General features: G+C 63.1%; 1 protein-coding gene. It reads right to left on the bottom strand.

The annotated features are described in order from the left end of the window. A partial coding sequence (gene dnaE / locus Q4C89_RS13845) for a DNA polymerase III subunit alpha (RefSeq protein WP_303103210.1) occupies positions 1-5,013 on the bottom strand: 5,013 nt, incomplete at both ends.

Raw genomic sequence — 5,013 nt, 5'->3', positions numbered from 1 at the left:
GCCGCCCATCGCGTGGTCGAGCTGGTACACCACGAACTGCTCGGGCGTTTCCAGCCGCAGGTAGGTGGGCAGGTTGCCTGCATGTTCGTCCAGCACGCTCTGAAAGTCGCCCAGAGCGTCAGGGTTGGCGGTTTCGAGGTCGATGGTCACGTACATGACCTTGGGGACTTCGGAGAGCTGCTCGACGCTCACCACTTCCTCGGCAATCGCCCGCAGGCCGCCGTCCTCGGCTTCGAGTTCCACGATGACGAGCGCAGGCGTGTCGTTGATCAGCTTTGGTTCAATGCGGTCGTAGGCGCGGGAAAAGGCGACGAGTTCCATCTGTCCCGACTCGTCGGCGAGGATGAAGCGGGCCATCATGCCGCCCGACTTGGTGGGCTTTTTGACCACGCCTTCGATCATGCCCGCCAGCACCGCTTTCTGGCGCTTGCCGGGCGCCGCATTCAGGCCCGCGAACCAGTTGTCGAGGTCGGCAATGCGGCAGCTCGCAGCCTCGCGCAGCCCCTCGTGCTGCTCCAGTGGGTGGCCCGAAATGTAGAGGCCCAGGGCTTCTTTCTCGATGGCGAGGCGTTGCAGGTCGGTGTAAGGCGGGATGTCCTGTCTCAGCTTCGGCTCGGGCGCGGTTTCGCTCATGCCGAACAGCGCGTCCATGCCGCTGTTTTGCATGGCCGCCGCCCCCTGCGCCCAGGTCATCGCTTCTTCGAGCGACTCCATGAGTTGGTGCCGTTCGCCAAAGCGGTCGAAGGCCCCCGACTTGATGAGGCTTTCCATCGCCTTGCGGTTGGCGGTCTTGTTGCCGATGCGCGAGCAGAAATCGGCCAGCGACTTGAAAGGGCCAGCCTTCTCGCGTTCTTCCAGAATCTTGAGCACCGCCGCTTCGCCCAGCCCCTTGATGGCGTACAGCCCGAACAGGATTTCCTCGCCCTGCACGACGAAATCAGACCCGGAACGGTTGATGTCGGGGGGCAGCACATGCAAATCCATCTTGCGGGCGTCGCTGACGTACTCGGCCACTTTGTCGGAGTCGCGGCGCTCGACGGTGAGCAGTGCGGCCATGAACTGCACGGGGTAATTGGCCTTGAGCCACGCGGTCTGGTAGGTGATGACTCCGTACGCCGCCGAGTGCGAGTTGTGAACGATCAGGCCGTTTGCCACAAAGTTATGTGTTTCTGGCACTTCCAGGTCGTAAGTCTGGGCCTCTCCTGCCGCCTCGATACTGACAATGCTGTCCCAGTACAACTCATCCGAGCAGGGTTCAGCCAGGACAGGGTCTTCGAAGTAATCGGCGAGGGTTTGAATGGTGCTCCGGCGAAAACCCTTTTTATGAGCTTTGGCGGTGCCGTAAAACTCTTTCGTGCAGACCCCCGAGCCAGTTTGTATCTCACGCCAAGTCAGGCCACTGCGTTCCTTGGCGGCCTGCACGCGGGTCTTGATGCTGGCGGGCAGCGTATCCACCGTTTCGCGGCCTACGGGCACGGCGGCGTAATACTCGCGCAGGGCCGTCAGTTGCGCTTCCCGTCCAATCAGATGCGGCCCCACCACGGCGATAAACCGCTCAATGCTGCGCCGACCGACCAGATGCACCGTGTAGCCCGTACGGCCCGCCGTGTCCTCGCCGCGTGCGTAGTTGAAATGCTTCTGGGTGACTTTGGCGACCATGCCCAGCCGCAGCAGCAGGTGCGCGAGATCGTCCGCGAGTCGCCTGGAGGAAGTGGCGGCATAAGGGGTCGCATTGCCCGCACCGAAAATAAAGCCGTCGCCCGACCAGTAGCGGCCCAGCAGCACCGCCAGCAAAGCGTTGTTCAGGCGAAATGCAGCGGCAGGCACAGCTTTTTCGGTGGCTTTGACGCCGACCAGACCCAGCGCCTCCAACCATGACCGGACGCCTGATTTGCCGCCGCTGCTGCCGCGTATGCCGCTGCCCAGATAGACGTCGTACACGTCTTGCCGCTCTGGGCGCTGCTTGACGGTGGGGTGCGTATGAGCGAACGCCGAGGCGCAAGCCACCATGTCAGCCACTTGAGCTTCGCTCTGGCTGTAAAGGTACGCGCCGTGCGGGTGGTTGGTGTTGCCCTCCGCCAGAATCCAGCCCAGCAGCGCGGCCTCGTGCTCAGGCCAGCAGTCACGCCCCAGTTCGGGCAGGCAGGCGGGCGCGGCGATTCTGTCACCGGCCTGCAACTCCTCCACATTGCGCCAGCCGTCCAGCGTCAGGAGCGGGTGGTTGGCGGTGGCGGTCAACTCACGGCCCAGCGCGGTTTTGACCCTGAAGACAGGCTTGACGCCGTTGTCGAAAAACTGCCCGGTGGGGCGCAGTTCAAGGCGGTAATGTTCGTTGACGGAAGGAAGCTGCACACCCTGACCCGCCCGGTACAGTTCCTCAATGGTCCTGAGTTCGCCGCCCGCCGTTGGAATAAGCGTGTCACCTGTCAAACATTTGTTGAATCCGTAATTAGCAAACGCGTCCAGCAGGTCGAACAGTCGGTTGCCCTCGTCCTGGGGCACGCCTTTTTTCTCCGCGCCTTCCACGAACATGGCCCGCTGGCGTTTCATTTCCTCGGCGTCTTTTTTACCCATCGCGCGGCGCAGCAAATCCGCTCCGCCCAGCGAGTACCCGGCCACCTCGGAGGCAATCTGCATGATCTGCTCCTGATAGACGGGAATGCCGTAGGTTTCGGCCAGAATCTTTTCCAGCCACTGCTTGGCGTTCGGAAAGCCGTCCTTGTCGTAGTCCACGTCCTCGACGCCGTGGTGGCGGCGCACATAGGTCGGAATGTTTTCCATCGGGCCGGGGCGGTAGAGCGCCGAGAGCGCGATGATGTCGGCCAGACGCCGGGGCTTGAGGCGACGCGAGGCGTCCGAGATGCCCGCGCCTTCGAGCTGGAAGACGCCCTTGGTGTCGCCGCGTGAGAGCAGGTCGAAGGTCTTTTCGTCGTCGAAGGGGATGTCGTCGAAGGTGCCGTACCGCTCCTCGAAGTCGGCCCCCGACTCTTTCAGGATGCGCTTGGCTTCGTCCAGGAACGACAGGGTACGCAGGCCCAGGAAGTCCATCTTGATGAGGCCGATGTCTTCCACCGCCTTCATGTCGTACTGGCAGACCATGCCCTCGCCCGAGGTGTCGCGCATGACGGGCACGAGGTTGGTGAGTTCTTCCTTGCCGATGACCACGCCCGCCGCGTGCACCGAGGCGTGACGGGTCAGCCCTTCGAGCTGCTGCGCGAATTCGTAGGCCTTGAGCAGTTCGGGGTCTTCGGCCAGAAACTGCTGAATGTCGGGCACCGCTTCACGGGCCTGTTCCAGCGAGTACGACTTGCCGAACTTGATGGGGATGAGCTTGGAAACCTTGTCCACCTTGGCGTATTCGAGGCCCATCACGCGGGCCACGTCTTTCAGGCACGCCTTGGACGCCATCGTTCCGAAGGTGGCGATCTGGGCGACTTTTTCCTCGCCGTACTTCTTCTGGACGTACTGAATGACCTCACCGCGCCGCGCATCGTTGAAGTCGATGTCGAAGTCGGGCATGGAGATGCGGTCGGGATTGAGGAAGCGCTCGAACAGCAACTCGAATTCCAGGGGATCGAGGTTGGTGATGCGGATGGCGTAGGCGACGAGGCTGCCTGCGCCCGACCCGCGCCCCGGCCCCACGCTGATGTCGTGGTCTTTGGCCCAGTTGATGTAGTCCGCGACAATCAAGAAGTAGTCGGGAAACCCCATGTTGTTAATGACGCTGAGTTCGTACTCGGCTCGGCGCAAGAGGGTCAGCGCGTGCTGATAAAACTTGCGCGGCGTCTTGCCGTCCACGTCTTTGTCGGGGTCGAGGTCGATTTCGGTATCGGACGTGTCCTGCTTCAGCGAACGGCGAAAATCGGCCAGGGCATAAGCGGGCACTGCCCCGGCTTCGGCCTCCTGCTCCATCTTTTCCAGCGCCGGGTAGGGCGTGTACTTCTCGCCCGCCGCCTTGCCCCGCGCTTCCCACTCGCTGCCCAGGAAGGCGAGCAGGGTGTAGAGCGTGTCGAGGTCGCAAGTGGCCGAGTCGCAGCCGTCCACGCGCCCCAGCACCCGCGCCGCGTCGTCCGCGCCCAGTTCTTTCAGCGAGCGCTCGGCATAGTCGCGCAGCAGCCCTTCGGTCAGGTGGGCCGGGTAACGCTTGACCGCCCCAGCGTAGGTCTGCACCCGCAGTTCCTCCGCCATCGTGCGGCCCTCGGGAATGGGCAGGGCGGGCATCTGGTACACGCGCTTTTTGCCGACGGGCAGGTGAACGTCGCACAGGTCGGCAATGGCCGCCGTGTTGTCGAACGGTTCCTCACCCCATTCGGACACGGGCAGCGCCGCCTGCATCTCCTCCAGATTCTTGACGTAGAACTCGTCGCAGGGGAATTTGAAGCGGTTTTCGTCGGCGAGCGTGGCCTTGGTCTGAATCGCCAGCAGGGTTTCGTGGGCGGTGGCGTCGGACTTTTTGACGTAGTGGCCGTCGTTGGTCGCCACCATGCCGATACCGAGTTCCTGCGCCCAGGCCCGCAGAATCGGGTTGTTCTTCTTCTGCTCGGGCAGGCCGTGGTCCTGAATCTCGATGTAGTAGTTTTCCCCGAACAGGTCGCGGTACCACAGCAGCCTTTCCTTGGCCTGTTCCTCGCGCCCCTGCATCAGCAGTTGCTGCACCTCCGACCCCAGACAGCCGGAAAAGGCGATGACGCCCTTGTGGTGCTCCTGAAGCAACTCGTGGTCGATGCGCGGCTTGTAGTAGTACCCCTCGGTGTAGCCCCGGCTGCTCAGGCGGCAGAGGTTCTGGTAGCCCTCGAAGTCACGGGCCAGCAGCGTCAGGTGGAAGATGCCTTTCTCGCCGTCCTGGGCGCGGCTGCGGTCGCGGCGTGTCCCCATCCCCGGCACCACGTACGCCTCGTAGCCGATGATCGGCTTGACCTCCATCCCCATCGCGTAGTTGTAGAAATGCACCGCCCCGTGCATGTTCCCGTGGTCGGTCATCGCCAGCGCGGGCGTCTGGCCCTCCGGCGTGAC

Source organism: Deinococcus sp., from assembly GCF_030523985.1.
Lineage (GTDB): Bacteria > Deinococcota > Deinococci > Deinococcales > Deinococcaceae > Deinococcus.
The sequence above is the reverse complement of the archived record's forward strand: the minus strand, read 5'-3'. Positions and strand labels throughout refer to the sequence as shown.